14 protein-coding genes and 1 pseudogene are annotated in these 17561 nt (G+C 68.7%); 8 read left to right on the top strand and 7 right to left on the bottom strand.

The annotated features are described in order from the left end of the window. The first annotated feature begins 199 nt into the window (after positions 1 to 199). Positions 200 to 1638, top strand: a pseudogene (locus tag ACUTAG_RS29535) (RNA polymerase factor sigma-54). Between the two features lie 113 nt (positions 1639 to 1751). On the opposite strand, the gene ACUTAG_RS29530 reads toward ACUTAG_RS29535, so the two are convergent. From ACUTAG_RS29530 to ACUTAG_RS29520, 3 genes are all read right to left on the bottom strand, one after another. Continuing rightward, on the bottom strand, positions 1752 to 2105 hold the full coding sequence (locus ACUTAG_RS29530; protein WP_020927581.1) for a lipase chaperone: 354 nt from the start codon (positions 2103 to 2105) through the stop codon (positions 1752 to 1754). 140 nt (positions 2106 to 2245) lie between these two features. Further along, positions 2246 to 5260 carry a PAS domain S-box protein gene (locus tag ACUTAG_RS29525; protein ID WP_446650433.1) on the bottom strand — a complete coding sequence of 1005 codons (3015 nt, stop codon included), beginning with the start codon at positions 5258 to 5260 and terminating at the stop codon, positions 2246 to 2248. A 101-nt stretch (positions 5261 to 5361) separates the two neighbouring features. Further along, positions 5362 to 6075 (bottom strand): DUF2325 domain-containing protein, encoded by a 714-nt coding sequence (locus tag ACUTAG_RS29520; protein WP_052102865.1) that lies wholly within the window; start codon positions 6073 to 6075, stop codon positions 5362 to 5364. 300 nt (positions 6076 to 6375) lie between these two features. On the opposite strand from ACUTAG_RS29520, the gene ACUTAG_RS29515 reads away from it, so the two are divergent. After that, complete coding sequence (locus tag ACUTAG_RS29515) at positions 6376 to 6672, top strand: flagellar transcriptional regulator FlhD (protein WP_054517377.1); 297 nt, start codon at positions 6376 to 6378, stop codon at positions 6670 to 6672. A gap of 79 nt (positions 6673 to 6751) precedes the next feature. Here ACUTAG_RS29515 and ACUTAG_RS29510 read toward each other — a convergent pair whose 3' ends face one another. Both ACUTAG_RS29510 and ACUTAG_RS29505 read right to left on the bottom strand, forming a co-directional pair. Beyond that, on the bottom strand, positions 6752 to 7141 hold the full coding sequence (locus ACUTAG_RS29510) for a VOC family protein (protein ID WP_054447600.1): 390 nt from the start codon (positions 7139 to 7141) through the stop codon (positions 6752 to 6754). Between the two features lie 28 nt (positions 7142 to 7169). Continuing rightward, positions 7170 to 8465: an MFS transporter gene (locus ACUTAG_RS29505; protein WP_082391951.1), complete on the bottom strand. Its 1296-nt coding sequence runs from the start codon at positions 8463 to 8465 to the stop codon at positions 7170 to 7172. Positions 8466 to 8569: 104 nt separating this feature from the next. Here ACUTAG_RS29505 and ACUTAG_RS29500 point away from each other — a divergent pair, with 104 nt between their 5' ends. Next, entirely contained in the window at positions 8570 to 9478 is a 909-nt protein-coding gene (locus tag ACUTAG_RS29500; protein WP_006386065.1) for a LysR family transcriptional regulator, read from the top strand. Between the two features lie 138 nt (positions 9479 to 9616). After that, on the top strand, positions 9617 to 11263 hold the full coding sequence (locus ACUTAG_RS29495) for a mucoidy inhibitor MuiA family protein (RefSeq protein ID WP_241122994.1): 1647 nt from the start codon (positions 9617 to 9619) through the stop codon (positions 11261 to 11263). Positions 11264 to 11296: 33 nt separating this feature from the next. Here the strand turns inward: ACUTAG_RS29495 and ACUTAG_RS29490 are convergent, their stop codons facing one another. Continuing rightward, on the bottom strand, positions 11297 to 12523 hold the full coding sequence (locus ACUTAG_RS29490) for an EAL domain-containing response regulator (RefSeq protein WP_006386067.1): 1227 nt from the start codon (positions 12521 to 12523) through the stop codon (positions 11297 to 11299). A gap of 201 nt (positions 12524 to 12724) precedes the next feature. Between ACUTAG_RS29490 and ACUTAG_RS29485 the strand changes: the two genes are divergently transcribed. Continuing rightward, the gene (locus ACUTAG_RS29485; RefSeq protein WP_006386068.1) at positions 12725 to 13846 is read left to right on the top strand and encodes a 3-deoxy-7-phosphoheptulonate synthase; all 1122 of its coding nucleotides are present in this window, start codon (positions 12725 to 12727) and stop codon (positions 13844 to 13846) included. A gap of 12 nt (positions 13847 to 13858) precedes the next feature. Here ACUTAG_RS29485 and ACUTAG_RS29480 read toward each other — a convergent pair whose 3' ends face one another. Beyond that, positions 13859 to 15094 carry an NAD(P)/FAD-dependent oxidoreductase gene (locus ACUTAG_RS29480; RefSeq protein WP_035182279.1) on the bottom strand — a complete coding sequence of 412 codons (1236 nt, stop codon included), beginning with the start codon at positions 15092 to 15094 and terminating at the stop codon, positions 13859 to 13861. 128 nt (positions 15095 to 15222) lie between these two features. Here ACUTAG_RS29480 and ACUTAG_RS29475 point away from each other — a divergent pair, with 128 nt between their 5' ends. From ACUTAG_RS29475 to ACUTAG_RS29465, 3 genes are all read left to right on the top strand, one after another. Further along, the gene (locus ACUTAG_RS29475; RefSeq protein ID WP_024068785.1) at positions 15223 to 15825 is read left to right on the top strand and encodes a GNAT family N-acetyltransferase; all 603 of its coding nucleotides are present in this window, start codon (positions 15223 to 15225) and stop codon (positions 15823 to 15825) included. Between the two features lie 122 nt (positions 15826 to 15947). Beyond that, complete coding sequence (locus tag ACUTAG_RS29470; protein ID WP_006386071.1) at positions 15948 to 16454, top strand: hypothetical protein; 507 nt, start codon at positions 15948 to 15950, stop codon at positions 16452 to 16454. A 377-nt stretch (positions 16455 to 16831) separates the two neighbouring features. Beyond that, complete coding sequence (locus ACUTAG_RS29465) at positions 16832 to 17551, top strand: response regulator transcription factor (RefSeq protein ID WP_035182282.1); 720 nt, start codon at positions 16832 to 16834, stop codon at positions 17549 to 17551. Positions 17552 to 17561 lie beyond the last annotated feature (10 nt).

The raw sequence follows: 17561 nt of genomic DNA, 5'->3' as shown, positions 1-17561 counted from the left end.
CCGCGGCGGCACCGACGAGATCACTCCGTCCCCCGACCGGGCGCAATATTTACCGTCTTGTTGTAAACCCGGCCGGCGCCGCAGGCGCCGCAAGCCGCGCTCCCGCCCGCTGGGCGGGTTGGCATGATTATTGCATCGTTCCAGGAATGCGCCGCCCTTCCGGCGGCCCGCGTTGCAGGAGAGTTTCTTGGGACACCCGATGCAAGAATTGCGCCTGCGCCAGCAGATGACGCTGGCTCCCCGGTTGCAGCAGTCCGTCAAGCTGCTGCAGATGTCGGCGCTCGAATTCACCACCGCCGTCGAGCTGGCACTGGCGAGCAATCCGTTTCTGGAGGAAGTCGAGGAGCAAGTGCCGGACCCGGCGCAGGACGCCACTGAACCGACCGCGCCGCCCGTCGGCGATCCGTCCGAACCCGAAACACCAGCGGGGGAGACCACGCAGGTCACCCTGGAACCTGCCGCCACCACGCCCGAATACGCGGGCGACTATCCCGTTCCTTCCCGTGGCGACGGCGAAGACCACGACCTGAGCCAGTGGGCCAGCGCGCCCGTGTCGATGCGCGAAAAGCTGTCGCTGGAGCTGGGCAACTACCGGCTCGGACCGCGCGACCGGTTGCTGGCCGAATTCATCATCGATGCGCTCGACGAGGACGGCTATCTGCGCACGCCGACCGCGAACCTGTGCAATGCGCTGAGCGCCGATTTCACCCCCCGCCGGATGACAGCGAATGGCTGGCGGCGCTGCGCCTGGTGCAGCAACTGGATGTGCCGGGCCTGGCCGCGCGCGATCTGCCGGAGTGCCTGGCGCTGCAACTGGAGGCCGCGCCCGGCATCGACGCGTCGCTGCGCAAACTGGCGCTGGATATCGTGCGCGGGCAGATCGACCGGCTCGCCAAGAACGACGTCGCCGGCTTGCGGCGGGCGCTGAACTGCTCCGACGACGCGTTGCGCGAGGCCTGCGCGCTCATCCGCAATCTGGACCCCAAGCCAGGTCGCCGCTATGACGGGCAGGCGCCGGTCTATGTGGTGCCGGACGTGTTCGTCGACAAATGGCGCTCGCGCTGGCGCGTCGTGCCCAACCGCAGCGCGATGCCGCAGGCCCGCCTGCACCAGGTCTATGCCGACCTGTTCCGGCGGGCCCGGCTGGACGACCGCAGCCCCATGGCGCAGGAGCTGCAGGAGGCCCGCTGGCTGGTGCGCAATGTGGAGCAGCGCTACACCACCATACAGCGTGTCGCCGAGGCCATCGTCAAGCGTCAGCAGACCTTCTTTGAATACGGGGAAGTGGCGCTGCGACCATTGATGCTGAAAGAAGTTGCGGATGACCTCGACATGCATGAATCCACGGTGTCACGCGCCACGGTCAGCAAGTACATGGTGACGCCCCGCGGCGTCTTCGAGTTCCGCCATTTCTTCTCGCGTGAGCTGGCCACCGACTCGGGCGGGACCTGCTCGGCCGCCGCGGTGCGCGCGCTGATCAAGGAACTGATCGAGGCCGAAGACCCCGCCATGCCCTTGTCCGACGTCGCCCTGGCCCAGCAACTGGCCGCCAATGGCATCGTCCTGGCACGCCGCACCGTGTCGAAGTATCGTGGCCAATTGCGCCTTCCTCCCGCTGAATTGCGACGCGCCCATTGACCGTCTTGTCGTGTTGAAACGCCACGCGGGGAGCGATCAGGATCGCTCCCCGCGTGGCGTCCAGGGCCGACACGGCCCGCGCGCCCCGGCGGACGCGCGGGCCGCCGCCACATCTACTTGCTGCCGCCGGTGTTGGGATAGCCCGGAGGCGGCGTGGCGCCGGCCGCTGGGGTGCGCGGCACATTGTCATTGGCCTCGCTATTGCGGTTCGGCATTTCGCCGCTGCGCTTGTCCGAGGACGGCGTGGTACCCCGCTTGTCCACATTGGGCGGCATGCTCTGCGTGCTCGGCGTGGCGTTCGGCGCCGGGGCGGCCTGGCCCGGCGGCACCGGCCGGTTCGGTTGCACGGCGGTGCCGTCATTCGGGGTGGTGGATGGCGCCGTGGGGCTGGCGGATTGCGCCCAGGCGGCGGAGCCGCCCAGACTGGCGGCCACGACGACGGCATAGGTCAACGCACGGATTTTCATGGGTTCACTCCTTGGTCAGGTTGCCCTGCTCCTGTAGCAATCCCCATTCCCGTGGCCCGGCGCCCGCGGGCGGCGTTGCGCCAGCGGCAATTTTTACCGCCGCTTGAAACCTCGTCATGCCCCCCGCACATGCAACCCGGTCATCCCGTCGGCAGGCGCCTGCCATCGGTATGCGCGCCGGAGGATTCCAGCATGCGTTGCACCCGTTGCGCCAGCGCATCCAGCGCGAACGGCTTGACGATCAGCTCCATGCCGGTGTCAAGGAAGCCCGAGCCCCGCGCGGCGCTTTCCGCATAGCCGGTCATCAACAGCACTTTCAGGCCCGGATGCGTAGCGCGCGCGGCGTCGGCCAGTTGGCGGCCATTCAGGCCGGGCAGCCCCACGTCGGAGATCAACAGGTCGATATCGGCATTGGCGCGCAGCCGTTCCAGGCCCGTGTCGCCGTCTTCCGCCGCCAATACCCGCATGCCGAGCTCGGCCAGGCATTCGCAGACCATTTCGCGCACATTGGCCTCGTCCTCAACCACCATGACCACCGCCTGGCGCGCTCCGCCGGCCAGGGGGCCGGCCGTGGGCGCCGACGCGGCCGGCGCGATCGTGACGCCTTCGAAGCGCGGCAGGAAAATGCTGACCGAGGTGCCGGCGCCCACCTCGCTTTCCAGGGTCACGATGCCCCCCGCCTGCTTGGCGAAGCCGTAGATCATCGACAGGCCCAGGCCCGTGCCCTGCCCCAGCGGCTTGGTGGTGAAGAAGGGATCGAAGGCATGCGCCAGCACGTCTGGCGTCATGCCGCAGCCGACGTCGGTCACCCGCAGCTCGACGAACGCCCCGGGCGGTATGCCCGGATAGGGCAGCAGGAAGCTTTCGTCCAGCTGTGTGTTCGAGCCCGACACCGTCAGCGTGCCGCCGTCAGGCATCGCGTCGCAGGCGTTGATCACCAGGTTCAGCACCGCGCTCTCGAACTGGTTGCGATCGCAGCGCACCGGCCACAGGCCGGGTTCCAGATCGAAGACCAGTGACACGGCCTCGCCGGTATAGCGATGGAACAGGTCCACCATCGATTGCAGCGTGGCGGCCACCGCGAATGGCTGGGGATCGATCGGCTGGCGCCGCGAAAACGCCAGCAGGCGCTGGGTCAGATGGGCCGCGCGGTTGGCCGAGTCCATCGCTACGCCGACAAACCGCGTCGCCTGCTCCGGCGTGCCCGCCGCCAGCTTGCGCTGGATCAGATAGAGCGCGCCGGTGATTCCCTGCAGCATGTTATTGAAATCGTGCGCAATGCCGCCGGTGAGCCGGCCCACCGCCTCCATCTTCTGCGCCTGGCGCAACGCATTCTCGGTTTCCAACAGCGTCTTGGCCTGCAATTTCAGGTCCGTGTCGTCACGGCCCGCCATGTACAGACTGTCCTGCGCCCATGACATGCTCCAGGTGATCCAGGCGTAGCTGCCGTCGCGCTTGAGGATGCGATTCTCCAGGTGCCGCACTCCCTGCGATGCCGGCGCGTGCCGGGCCTGCGCCAGCGCCGCGCGCGTGGCTTCGTAGTCGTCCGGATGGATCTGCTGGCGCAATCCCATCGCCAGGAATTGCTCCGGGGTCCACCCCAGGATCGATCGCACCGCGGGATTCACGCTGGCATAGCGTCCCTGGCTGTCGATCACCGCGAGCAATTCCGGCGACAGGCGCCAGATGCGATCGCGTTCGGCGATGGCATGCTCGACCCGCTGCTCCAGCATGCGAGCGTACTGCGACCGCTCGACCGCGCCGCAGAGCCGCTCGGCCACCTCCTCGATGCAGGTGATATCGCCGCGCCGCAGATGGGCGCCGGGCGCCGGCCGGGCCACCAGCGCGCCGCCCTGGCGCCCCCAGCGGCCCATCGGCACCACGATGGCGGACGGCACGATATCTCCATCGGCCTGCGCCAGCAACGGCTCCATGAAAGCGGTGCGCCCGCCGCGCAGCGCCTCGCACAAGCGCTCGTCCAGGAGCGTGGGGTCCGCGCCCGCCTGCATCGCGTCACCGGCCGCCCCCGGCCGCCATTGGGTCGAGAGCACCGGTTCGGCCCCCTCCCCCGGCCAGTCCACCACCGCCACCAGGCCAAGCGCAAGGTGCTGGCCCAGACTTTCGCAGGCAAGCTGCTCGATCGCGGACTGCTGCTGCAGTTCGCGCATGCGGTCGCCCAGCCCCAGCATGAAATTCTTGCGGTGCTGGCCTTCCCACAACTCCGCCTCGGCTGCCTTGCGCGCGGTGACATCCAGGAACAGCGCCATCATCTGGTTATCGCCCTGGCGCCGCGCGCGCGCCTCGTACCAGGCCTGGCGCGGCGCCGGCACGGCGAACTCGAACTGCGCGGGCACGCCACTTTCGACCACCTGCGCAAACGTGTCCAGGATCTGGTCCGGCACGCCGGGTATCATCTCGCGCAACGTATGGCCGAGCGTATCGCCCTCCTTCATGCCGCTTTGGCGCTCGAATGCCGGGTTGACCTCGATAAAACGGAAATCGACGATACGCCCTTGCGCGTCGCGCAGCGCCTCGCTCAGGAAGAACGCCTCCTGCATGCCTTCGAACATGGCGCGCCAGCGCTCGCCGCTACGGCGCAGCGCGGTCTCGGTCACGTGTCGTTCGATCGCCAGCGCGGCGCTGCGCGTGATCACGGCGATGGCGTCGATATCGTCGGCCGTGGGAGAGCGCGGCGCCATGTAGTAGTTCGAAAACACGCCGAGCAGATGCCCATCCGCCGCCTTGATGGGCGTGGACCAGCACGCCCTCAGCCCGTGCGCCAGCGCCAGCGAGCGCCACCGCGCCCAGGCCGGGTGGGTGGCGATGTCCTCGACGTACACCGGACAGCCGCAATGCGCGGCCGCGCCCCACGAAGCCATCTGCGGCCCGATCGGCGCCGGATCGATCGCGGCATTGAAGGCCGCCGGCAGGCTGGGCGCGGCGCCATGGCGCAGGAATGCGCCGGTTTCGTCGACCAGCGCGATCGAGGCGCGCAGTTCAACGCTGGATTGGGCCTCGATGGCGTGCAGCATGTGCCCCAGCACCTCGGCCAGCGGCACGCCGGCGGCAATGCGTTGCAGCATGACGCGCTCGTCCTCGAGCCGCGCGAGCGTGTCGGTCCAGGGATGGGGTACGCGGTCTCGCTGGGTCAGCATGGAATCTCCTGCAGGGTTTCCAGACTGTATTGCGAGCGCGCCGCAACAGCCGCAACCCAAGGTAACGCGGCATTACGGCGATATGGCACGACCCAGGAGGCTCAGCGCGGCGATTCGGCGCTTTCGCGCGCCAGCCCCAGCGCCGTCAGCGCCTCGGGCTTGTCGACCAGCACGCATTGCTTGCCGGTGCGGGTGCAGTGGTCCTTCACGCGCCAATAGGCGCCGTGGCTGACGCAACCTGTCTGGCAGATGACCAGGTCCGCCGCCACCAGGCTGGCTTCGAGGGTGTCGCCATCGGTGCTTTCACCGCCGCAATGGCCCAGGTAGCGCCCCCCAGCCATTTCCACCACCTTTCGCGTCAACATCAGGGCCATGGCATCCTCGCCCACGCACAGCACGGATTTTTCGCGCAGCGTGGCCGCGGCGATGACCGCGGCAGGCACCGGCGGCTCCGCGGCGGAATCGAGCGGGCGGGCGCGCGCCTGGGCGGCACGGTCCTGCCAGGCCAGGCGCTCGCGCATCAGGTTCTGCACCCGCTCCATCAATTGCGCCACGCGCCGCGCCAGCGCCACGCGCCGGGGCAGCCCGGGGATCGCGCCCTCGAGCGCGGCGCGATCTTCCCGCGCCCAGGCCAGCGCCGTATCGCGCTGGATCACCGCCGCGCGCAGCTTGAAGACCTCGGCTTCCAGGCATTGGATGCGCTGCGCCTGGGCGCTCAGCAGGCGGCTGCAGCGCGCCTGGGCCTGGCCATAGGCGACGAGCAAGGCCGCGTGTTCGCGGTGCAGCGAATTGGGCGCCTGGAAAGCTAGGGTCATCGGAGGCCTCTCGGAATGGCGGGCAACATGGCATCCGCGTGGGCGGCGCCGTCGACATGCGAGGCATTATAAATGAGAATGCGTCTGTTTACCGATATAGCGATATCCCCCGCCCTGCTGCGGGAAATCCATTACTGACGGCCCCGGACCGCTTAAATATGATCAACGGACCATACCGGCACACAAGCCCGCGACACGCAAGTCCGCCGGCTTGATCAGACGCCCCTCCAGGACGCTCGCGCCTTGTCTGTTCCCGGCTGCGGCCGCTGGCCGCGGATTCAATGAAGTGAGGGGCACCCGATGCCGAGATCCACCGAACTTCTGCGCGACATCCACGAAACCAATCTCATGTATCTGCTGCTGTTGCAGCGGATGGCGCGCAGCGGCAACCTGCCGGCGCTGGCGGGCATGCAGATATCGGCCCAGGCCTGCCAGTGGCTGGCCGCCCTGGCGCCGCAAGACCTGGCCCGCCTGTCCCGATGCAGCATGGTGCTCGCCCAGTTGAGCCTCGAACCGCACCTGTTGCTGGCGGCCCTCAGTCAGGGCATGGACGCGACGCTGGCGGCCGAGGCGCCCCCTCTGCGGACGCCGGCCTGACAGCCGTTGCGGCCGCGGCATCCCCGGACGGAATCCGGACGTCGCGCCTGCCGTACCGAAACTGCGAAGACCGGCCGCGTCAGGCCGTATGGCACACCACGCACAGCTTGTTACCGTCGGGGTCGCGGAAATAGGCGCCGTAGTAATTCGCATGGTACTCAGGCCGCAGGCCCGGTGGCCCTTCGCAGCGCCCGCCGTGCGCCAGCGCCAGTGCGTGGCAACGATCCACGGTGGCGCGGTCTTCAGCCAGGAACGCTGTCATCTGCCCATTGCCCGGCGCGGCCGGCGCGCCATCGTAGGCCGTGCCGATCACCAGTAACGGGCGGCCGCCGCCGGCCGGCTGCCAGCCTGCCCACGGCCGCTCGCGCTCGAGAAAGCGCGGCGAGAGCCCGAGCGCCTGCGTGAGGACGGAATAGAAAGCATGGGCACGATCGAAATCGTTGACGCCAAGGCAAACATGCGAAAACATGCGCGGTCTCCAGGATGGGGGCATGCGATTATGACGCGCTCCCCCCGACCGCGGGCGCTTGCGGCAGACGCGCCGTGCGCCAGTACAGCGCCGCGCTGATGAGCAATGCCAACGCCAGCAGGCCGCCGGCCATCGCGGCCACGCCCGGCCAACGGCCATCGGTCCAGAAATGTCCGCCCAGCGAACCCAGCACACTGGAGCCGACGTAATACACCAGCAGGTACAGCGAAGCCGCCAAGGCCTTGTAGCCGCGCGACATCTGGCCGACCCAACCGCTGGCCACCGCATGCGCGGCGAAGAATCCGAAGGTGAACACCACGATGCCCGCGATCAGCAGCGGCAAGGCATCCGACAGGGTCAGCAGCAGGCCCGCCAGCGCCAGGCCGGTCGCGGCCGCCAGCATGGCGCCGCGTCCATGGCGATCGGCCAGGCGGCCGAAATAGGTGGAAGCGAAAATGCCGACCAGGTACACCACGAAAATGAAGCCGATGAACGTCTGGCTCAGCGAAAACGGCGGCGCCAGCAGGCGGAAGCCGACATAGTTGTAAACCGTGACGAACGCGCCCATCAACAGGCCGCCCATGGCGAACAGGCCGCACAGCGGGCCGTTGCGCAGATGCGCGCCGATGCCGGCTCGCACGTCGCCAGCCACGCCGGCCCAGCCGCGCGGGCGCTGCGGCGTGAAGCGCCGCGAGGCCGGCAGCAGCCAGATGAACAGCACGGCCGCCACCACGCCCAGCAGCCCCAGCGTGCCCAGGGCCGCGCGCCATCCGAAATGATCCGACACCAGGCCGGTGATGACGCGGCCGGAGAGCCCGCCGAAGGCGCTGCCGCTGATGTACAGCCCCATCGCGAAACCCAGCGTGTCGGGTTCGACTTCCTCGGCCAGGTAGGCCATGGCCACCGCCGGCACCCCGCCCATCGCCACGCCTTGCAGGGCGCGCAACGCCAGCAGGCTGTGCCAGTCGGGCGCGATCGCCGCCGCCGTGCCCAGGATGGCCGAGGCCAGCAGCGACAGCGCCATGATCCGCTTGCGCGGCAACGCCTGGGAAAACAGGCCGACCAGGAAGATGGCGATGGCCAGCAGGCCGGTACAGAGCGACAGCACCAGGCTGCTCTCGGCCGGGGACACGCCAAAGGCCTGCGTGAACAGCGGCATCAGCGGCTGCACGCAATACAGCAGCGAAAAGGTCGAAAAACCGGCCGCGAACAGCGCCCATTGGGCGCGCCGCAGGGCCGGCGTGCCGCGCGCCAGGTAATCGGGCTGCGGCGCGGGGGACGCGGCGCCAGGGGTGGAGGCGGAAGCGGCGGAAGCAGTGGACATCGGGATTCTCGAAAAACACCGGGCAACGGCCCGTGTGACCAAAGTAGACTTTTCCCCTGCATATGTCCAATATATGAAACCGGCACTCGCTATATTTAATAACGATGGAACTGAGACACCTGCGCTATTTCACCGTGGTGGCCGACGAGCTGCACTTCACCCGCGCCGCCGCGCGGCTGGGTATCGGCCAGCCGCCGCTGAGCCAGCAGATCCAGCAGCTGGAGCGCGAGATCGGCACGCCGCTGTTCCTGCGCCTGCCGCGCGGCGTCGAACTGACCGAGGCCGGCGCCCAATTCCTGGAAGACGCGCGCGCCATCCTGGCCAGCGCCGACCGCGCCATCGACACGGCGCGCCGCCTCGGACGGGGCGAGCATGGCGCCATCACCGTCGGATTCACGGCCTCGGCCGTGTTCCATCCCTATCTGCCGCGCGCCATCCGGGCGTTCCGCGACCGCTATCCCGACGTGCGCATCAGCCTCACGGAAAGCAACACCATCAGCCTGCTGCGCGGCCTGCGCGAGAATGCCGTGGACGTGGCATTCGTGCGGCCGCCCTACGTGCTTGACCCGGAGTTCGAATCCGAGCGCGTGCTGGACGAACCGATGTTGATCGCCCTGCCTCCCGGCCATCCGCTCAGCCGCAAGCGCAGCGTGCCCATCGCCGCCCTCGCGGACCAGGATTTCGTGCTCTATCCGCGCCCGATCGGCGCCGGCCTGTACGATGCCATCCAGGGCGCCTGCCTGCGCGCCGGCTTCACGCCCCGCGTGATCCAGGAGGCGCCGCAGATGGCGTCCATCGTCAGCCTGGTGGCGGCGGGCGTGGGCATCTCGATCGTGCCGGCGGCCATGCGCCACATGGGCGCGCAAGGAATCGAGTACCGGCCGATCAAGGGCGATGCGCCGCATGCCTTGCTGGACATGGCCTACCGCCGCCACGACCGCTCCATCGCCGCGCGCAACGCGGTCCAGATGCTGCGGGGGCTGGCCCACCCGGAACACGCGGCGCCAGCGTGAAACCCGCCTGGTATCGCCTTGTCGCCTTTGTCACCTCCTGTAAACCCCGGCGGCGCGGCGCCCTGTAAATTGTCGCGCTATCGCCGCAGCGGCCCCCTGGCGGGGCCCGGCCGGCGCAACCCGCCCATAGGTGCACACGTGCAACGTACTCTCCTGGCTGTGGCCCTTGCCACGCTTCCCGGTCTGGCCGCGGCGGCCGGACTGGCCTCCTCCATCGGCGCCGTCACGGTCTACCAGGACCGCGCCGTGGTCACCCGCGCCGCCAGCAGCGACCTGCAGGCCGGCGAGCACGAGCTGGTGCTGGAAAAGCTGCCGGCCAGCCTGCAGGAAAACTCGCTGCAGGTGTCCGCCAAGAGCACCGGCCAGGCCACCCTGCTGGACGTGCGGGTGCGCGACGCCTTCCAGGCCGATACGCCCAACGACCGCGTCAAGCAGCTGGAAGATCAGATCCGCAAGATCGAGGGCCAGCAGGCCGCGCTCGACGACGAGGCGGCGGTGCTGGAGAACCAGCGCGAACTGGTGGCGATGATGCAACGGGGCGCCACCGAACCGGCCAAGGACGGTCCGCGCCCGACCCTGGATGAACTGAAGGCGATCCAGTCGCTCAGCGCCGACACGCTCAACCGCGTGCTGGCCGGCCTGCGTCGTGTCGCCGAGCAACGCGAAGACCTGGAACGCCAGTTGTCCGCCGCCCAAGGCGAATTGGGCCAGCTGCAGGGCCAGCTCAACCGCCGCACCAAGACCGTCACGCTACGCGTCAACCTGGCGCGCGCCGGCAAGCTCGACCTGAACGTTTCCTACGCGGTGGCCGGGGCGCGCTGGACGCCTGCCTACGACGCGCGCCTGCGCCCGGCCGACCGCAGCGTCGACCTGGGTTATTTCGGCGTCATCCGGCAGAACACCGGCGAGGACTGGAACAACGTCAAGCTGACGCTGTCGACCGCGCGGCCAGCCCTGGGCGGCGGCGCGCCCAAGCTGAATCCGTGGATCATCGATGTGGCGGCGCCGCCGCAACCGGTCAGGCCGATGCCGGCGACGGCCCCCGCGCCGGTCGCGCGCAACGAATCTCGCGCGCGCATGAGCGCCAAGGCCAGTGCCGAGATGGCGGCCGACGAGGCGGCGTATGCGCTGGAAGACGTCAAGGACTCGACCGCCGCGGTACAGTCGGAGGCCACCAGCGCGTCGTTCCAGATCCGCGCCCCGGCCACGTTGCCGTCGGACAACAGCGTGCAGCGCGTCGCCATCACCACCGCCAAGCTGCCCGCCACGCTGCAATACCAATCCACGCCGGCGCTGCGCGAGGCGGCCTTCCTGACCGCCCTGGCCAGCAACGGCACCGACTACCCGTTCCTGGCGGGCACGCTCAACACCTTCCTGGATGACGCCTTCGTCGCCGCCTCTTCCATGAAGACGGTGATGCCGGGCGAGAAACTCGAACTGGCGCTGGGCGCCGACGACGGCATCTCGATCAAGCGCCAGCTGGTCAATCGCTTCACCGAAAGCACCGGTTTTTCCGGCAACGGCAAGCGCGTGACCTACGAGTACAAGATCACCGTCAAGAACAACAAGGCCACCAAGGAACAGGTCACCTTCAAGGATCACCTGCCGATCTCGCGCAACGAGAAGATCGAAGTCAAGCTGCTGTCGCCCGCCGAGCGCGACATCAAGCGCGAAGACGACGGCGTGCTGGTCTGGAACTGGGAAATGGAACCGGGCAAATCGCGCGACGTGGTGTTCAAGTTCTCGGTCGATCATCCGGGCGACATCGACGTGGCCGGCCTCTGACGACGACCGTCTTCGCGGCTGCCGCCGGGGCGCTCATCGCCGGCGGCAGAACGCGATGAAATCGTCCGGCGGCAGCGGCACCGAAATCCCATAGCCCTGCGCCACCTTGCAACCGAGTTCGCGCAGCAACTGGATGTCGCGCTCCTGCTCGACCCCTTCGGCCACCACCCGGCGCCCCAGGACGCGTCCCATTTCGATGGCGGCCGCCACCACCGCGCGCGACGCCGGCTCGCGGTGCATGTGGACGATGAAATCGCGGTCGATCTTCAGTTCCGTGAACGGCATGGCCGAAAACAGCCGCATCGACGCAATGCCGGCGCCAAAGTCGTCCATCGCCAGCTCGAAGCCGCGCACCCGCAGCAGGTTCAGCGCCGACGACAGCGTCAACCAGTCGGTGACCGGCTCGTCCTCGGTAAGCTCCACCTTGACCAGGCGGGTCGGCAGGCCGGCCTGCGTCACGCGCGTTTCCAACGCGTCCGGCAGGCCGGGCGCGCACAGCGTCGAGGCCGATGCGTTGATCGCGATCGGCACCGCGATTCCCTCCGCGTGCATCGCCACCTGCACCTCGACCACGCAATCGGCAACGCGGTTGAACAGGGTCTGGTCCAGCCCCAGCCGGTGCGCGGCCGGCACGAAGTCAACGGCGGGAATGGCGCCCAACGATGGATGGGTCCAGCGCGACAGCGCTTCGGCCGCGACGGCGCGACCGCTGTCCAGGTCGACCTGCGGCTGCAGCACCACGCTCATGCCCTCGCCCGAACTCAGCGCATGGCCCAGTTCGGCCTCGATTTCATCGCGCCGCACGGCCGTCTGGCGCGGCGAAGCCGTCGTGCCGTGCTCGATGCTGTGCAGGGCCATTTTGACGGCATGCTGCATGGCGTTGCGCGAGACCGGCTTGGACAGCGCCAGCGACGACGGGCAGCCGCCCTGCAGCGCCAGCCGCACGTGCGACTGCAGCAGTTCGTCCGACAGGCTGCTGATCCAGATGATGGGCGGCATGCTCTTGAGCCGGCCTCCGTCGACCAGTTGGCGCAACTCGGTCGGCAGGCGCGTGCCGTCACCTTCGCCCATGACGATGTCGCTGATCACCACGTCGTAGGCCTGGCGCGCCAGCGCGCTGACGGCTTCGGTGCTGCTGCCCACGCCCGCGACCCGGCGATAGCCCAGCGCCAGCAGCATATTCTGCAGATAGGCCCGCTCCACGGGGTGGTCTTCCACCAGAAGGATCCGTCGGTTGGCACCGGCGTCGGTCTTGGGCATCGCGCACGTCCTCGGGATGTCGGCATGTCCCTCCATGCTACGGCATCTTCCGCGACTGTAGCGCCGGCGACGACGGGCTAGGTCCTATTGCGCCCCCGCGGCCGCCGATCGGCCTAGACCGTGGGGGACATAGCCCGGACGGACGAAGCCCGCCGGTGCGATAATGACGCTCTTTTCCGCATCTATGGCACGGAGCTTCCCTTGACCCGCATTGACGATCCCCTGCACGACCGCGAGGTCGGCACGGCCGACGCCACCCAGGACAACACCCGCACGGACGACACCCGCATCAGCGCCGTGCGGCCGTTGATTTCGCCCGCCCTGCTGCAGGACGAACTGCCGGTTTCGGCCGAGATCCAGACGCTGGTCGAAGACAGCCGCGCCCGCATCGCCGACGTGCTGCACGGCCGCGACGACCGCTTGGTGCTGGTGGTCGGCCCCTGCTCCATCCACGACCACGCCCAGGCCATGGAATACGCGCGCCAGCTGCGCGCCGCCGCCGACCAGTATCGCGATGACCTGCTGGTCGTCATGCGCGTGTACTTCGAAAAGCCGCGCACCACCGTCGGCTGGAAGGGCTACATCAACGACCCGCGCCTGGATGGCAGCTTCCGCATCAACGAAGGCCTGCGCCGTGCCCGCGAGCTGCTGCTGGACATCAGCGGCCTGGGCCTGCCGATCGCCACCGAATTCCTCGACCTGCTCAGCCCGCAATACATCGCCGACCTGATCGCCTGGGGCGCCATCGGCGCGCGCACCACCGAAAGTCCCAGCCATCGCCAGCTCAGCTCCGGCCTGAGCTGCCCGCTGGGGTTCAAGAACGGCACCGACGGCGGCGTGCAGATCGCGGCCGACGCCATCGTCGCCGCCAGCGCCAAGCATGCCTTCATGGGCATGACCAAGATGGGCATGGCCGCCATCTTCGAAACCCGCGGCAACGTGGACACCCACGTGATCCTGCGCGGCGGCAAGCAAGGCCCGAACTACGATGCGGCCAGCGTCGACGCCTGTTGCGCCGTGCTGCGCGCCGCCGGCCAACGCGAACAGGTCATGATCGATTGCTCGCACGCCAATTCCAACAAGTCGCACCTGCGCCAGGTCGACGTGGCGCGCGACATCGCCGCCCAGCTCAGCCGCGGCGATCGCCGCATCACCGGCGTGATGATCGAAAGCCACCTCGAGGAAGGCCGCCAGGATCTCAAGCCGGGCCAGCCGTTGCGCCATGGCGTGTCGATCACCGACGCCTGCCTGGGCTGGGCCCAGACGCTGCCGGTGCTGGACCTGCTGGCGCAAGCGGTGCGCGAGCGCCGCGCCCACGCCTGAACCGGCGCCGCCTCAGCGGTTCAAGGCGTAAGGCGCCGGGTCCATGTCCGGCGCCTGCCCCGTCACCAGGCAGGCCAGCAGCTTGCCGGTCACCGGCCCCAGCGTGAAGCCGTGGTGCGCATGGCCGAACGCCAGCCACAATCCCGGATGGCGCGGCGCCGGGCCGATCACCGGCCGCATGTCCGGCATGCACGGCCGGCATCCCATCCAGGGCGTCTTCTCCACCGCGGCGCCCAGCGGCAGCAGTTGCGCCGCCAGCGCCCGGGTACGCGCCACCTGTACCGGCGTCGGCGCCGCGTCGCGCGGCGCGAACTCGGCCCCGGTGGTCAGGCGCAGGCCCAGCGTCATGGGCGATACCACGAAACCACTGTCGATATCGGCCACCGGCCGCGACAGCGCGGCGCCGCCCTCCAGCGCGAAATGCTGGTGATAGCCGCGCTTGACCGCCATCGGTATGCGATATCCCAGCGGCCGCAATACATCGGGCGACCAGGGGCCCAGCGCAACCACCACGTCGCGCGCCTCCAGCGGCCCCGTCGCCCCACGCACCCGCCAGCCGCCGGACACCGACTCCAGCGTGCGCGCATCCCCCCGCGCCAGTATGCCGCCGCGTTGCTGGAACAAGGCCGCGTAGCCGCGCGCCACCGCTCCCGGGTCCGATACATTGACCGGATCGCGCCAATGGATCGCGCCCACCAGGCGCGACGACAATGACGGTTCCAGCGCCGCCAGGCCCTGGCGGTCCAGCACCGCGTAATCCAATCCGTAGGCCGCCAGCGCGGCGGCCTCGGCGACCGCGCCATCGAGGCTGGCCTGGGTCCGCATGCCGTCGATCCAGCCATTGCGGCGGAACAGCCGGCCGATGCCGGCCGCGTCCTTGAGCGCGTCGTGCTCGGCCACGCTGCGCTCGATCAGCGGCAGCATGGCGGCGGCCGCCCGCGCCAGCCGGGGCGGCGCGGAATGCCACCAGTAACGCAGCAGCCAGGGCGCGATGCGCGGCAGGAAGCGCGCATGGTAGCGGACGTCGGGCCGACGGTTGCCGGCATAGCGCAACAGGCTGCGCCAGTCGCGCGGAAAGGCATAGGGAATGACGCTGGCGCGTTCGATCAACCCGGCATTGCCGTAGCTGGTTTCCTCGCCCGGACCGCGCCGGTCCAGCAGGGTCACCGCGCGGCCGCGCGCCTGCAGATGCAGCGCCGCGCTCACGCCGACGATACCCGCGCCCAGGACTACCACGTCTGTTTTCATGCGCGGCATTCTGCGCCGCCGCGAGGGGTTCGGCAAGCCACGACCACGGGCGTAGAATCATCCGTCGCCCCGGGGAGGCCTGCCACGACGGTCCGCGCCCGACCCCGACGCGCTCACGGAGCCACGCCATGCCCGCCCCCGCTTCCCTTCAACCGGTCACGCTCGATGGCCAGATCGTGCGTCTGGAACCCCTGACGCTGGACCACGCGGGTCCGCTCGCGCAAGTCGGCCTCGATCCGGAACTGTGGCGGCTGCAGCCCGAACCGGTGGCGTCGGCCGCGGACATGCGCCGCTATGTCGAACGCGCCCTGGCGGGCCAGGCGGCGGGCGCCTGCCTGCCGTTCGCCATCGTCCGCCGCGCCGACGGCCAGGTCATCGGCACGACCCGGTACATGGATATCGCGCTGCCGCACAGGCGCCTGGAGATCGGCGCCACCTGGCTGACACCCGCCAGCCAGCGCAGCGGCGCCAACACCGAAGCGAAATATCTTTTATTGCAGCACGCCTTTGAAACAATTGGTATCATACGCGTCGTATTCAAGACGGAGGCGGCCAATGTGCAATCGCGGCAAGCCATCCTGCGCATCGGCGGCGTCGAGGAAGGCGTGTTTCGCAAGCACCTGATCGCGCAGTCCGGACGCACCCGCGACATGGTCTATTTCGCCATCCTCGACGACGATTGGCCCGCCGCCAAAGCGCGCCTGCTGGCGCGCCTGCGGCGCGCGCCCTGAACGTCGCGGCGCTCGCTCTTTGTGGTTTCATCATGGCCGGCACTCAAGTTCCCGCGACTCGAGGCCGTTAACGCAGTACCGCGGGACGGGTTCTGCCCCTCCCCGCCCTTCTCAAGTCAGGTATGGATCGTTCTCCCCTCGCCCCGCCCGCGTCGCTCGGGCACAATCGCCGCAGCATCTTCATCTACACCGAAGAGCAACGGGGCAACCAGCTGGTCGAGTCGCCGGTCATCGGCATGCTGTCGGACGTCTCGGGCTCGGACAAGCTCGTCGTCGTGCGCGACCCGTTCAGCGGCATCAAATTCATCTACCGCGTCGACCACGAAAGCAACAACCTCGACGCGGCGGCCATTACTGAGCAGGACGAGTCTGCTTTCGATGGCAAGAACGCGGTGCAGATCAACTCCATGTCCTACAAACTGGGAACCGCGGAAAATGCGATGAAGCTGCTGCGCGGCAAGACCCAATGGATCCAGGACAAGGGCGCGGTGCTGTCGGTCCTGCTGCAGAATGCGGCCGCGCGCAAGACGCGATTCGCTCCGCCCCGCATCGAACGCGACCGCGTGCGCCGCGTGCCGCAGGGCGTGCCGGTCGAATACCTGGCGGACCCGCGAACGGGCGCCGAGTGATGGCGCCCTGGCGGTGAACAACTTCCAGCCGCTGTTTTTTATCCACAGTTTCTGTGGATAAAAAAGTCGCCCGCGCACGGCTGCTGGCCGTTCCCGCCACACGGCAGGGGCTGCGCATTTTTTGATCAGCCCCATTTCCTCGGCCGGGCCGGCCGCGTCGGGCGCGTTGCATCGCAATATGCGGCGCCGCCGCAACGGCGATAATGATATTCTCCGCGAAGCGCCTCGAGGGGACCACACCGGTTGGCGTGCCTTCCGGTCCTGCGCCCGCGCCCGGCGGACTCACCCACACCAATAAGAAGCCGTAGCATGAAAGGAGCGGAAAGCGTGTTTGCCCTTGGAGCGCCTCGAGCACAACCGCTAGCTTGTCCGGCGCCGTGACCATCATCATCGTCGACGATCACGGGGACTGGCGCGACACCATCGCCGAATTTATCCACGACCTCGGCCTGGGCGAAGCCATCCTCACCGCCGGATCGCTGGCCGAGCTGGACCAGTTGCTGCTGAGTGTCACGCCGGGCATCCTGGTGCTGGACGCCATGCTGCCGGACGGCGATGGCCTGGCGCGGGTGTCGCACTTGCGCACCACCTATCCGTCAATGGGCATCATCATGCTGACCGGCCGCCTGCTGAGCGAAGACAAGGTGTCGGGATTGAGCCTGGGCGCCGACCATTACCTCACCAAGCCCGTCAACCTGGCCGAACTGGGCGCGACGCTGGTGTCGCTGTCGCGACGCCTGCGGGTGGTGCCGGCCGTCGACCCCGAAGCCCCCTCCGCCGAGATCTGGCGCTTCGACCCGGCGCGCCGCATGCTGGTGTCGCCCAAGCGCGTCCACGTCGACATCACCGATACCGAAAGCCGCCTCATCGGCGCCTTGATCCAGGCCGCCCCGCTGCCGCTTTCGCGCGGCCGGCTGGTCGAGGCCCTGGGCGCCAGCGCCGAAGCCTACGACACGCATCGGCTCGATGCCCACATGCACCGCCTGCGCCGCAAACTGCGGGCGCAGGCGGGCGCCGACATGGGCATCCGCACGGTCTATGGCGTCGGCTACGTCTGCACCATGCCCGTGCAGATCGTTGGCAACCTCCAGTCCTGAACAACCGCCG

It is taken from the genome of Achromobacter sp. CSND-B12 (genome assembly GCF_052906545.1).
This window is presented reverse-complemented; position numbering and strand designations above follow the sequence as displayed.